This window comes from Cognatundibacterium luofuense (assembly GCF_018139685.1).
Classification (GTDB): domain Bacteria; phylum Pseudomonadota; class Gammaproteobacteria; order Burkholderiales; family Burkholderiaceae_D; genus Undibacterium; species Undibacterium luofuense.
Window position 1 is genome coordinate 1 of record NZ_JAGSPN010000112.1, and the last position, 496, is coordinate 496.

Sequence of the window (496 nt, forward strand, 5' to 3'; positions counted from 1 at the left end):
GCGGTATTTGCTTGCTGCAATTGCTGCTCCTGGCGCAATTGAGCCAATCGCTGCTGTTCTTGTTTTTCCTGTTTTTCCTGTTCCTGTTTTTTCAATTCCCGCAGTTCTGCTGCGCGCTTTTCCTGTTCTGCTTTTTCCTGCTCCTGACGGTCGGTCTCTGCCTGAGCAAGACGGAACTGCGCTATGTCGTTTTTCTGGTTTTGCTGAATCTGCCCCACCAAAGTTTGCTGACTGCGCATATCCGTGGTCTCGCTGATCTGAGCCGCAAACTGACGCTCACGCTCAGCCTGTTTGCGCTGACGTTTTTCTGTATCGGCCTGATAGCGCTCCGGCGCAACAGCGACAGGATCATCCTCTTTTTCTTCACCACTTTGACTGACAGGATCAGGAAAACGACGCCGCCCGGTTTCTTCCTCTGGCGTTTTTTTGACATCTTCCGGTGCCTGTGCCGCCACCACAAAGCTATCCAGTCTGAACTGATCCTGGGCGATAACTG

1 protein-coding gene is annotated in these 496 nt (G+C 52.4%); it reads right to left on the reverse strand.

Going from position 1 to position 496, the window contains the following annotated elements:
• Positions 1–496 (reverse strand): hypothetical protein (locus tag KDM89_RS19580; RefSeq protein WP_212689568.1); only part of this gene is annotated, 496 nt, incomplete at both ends.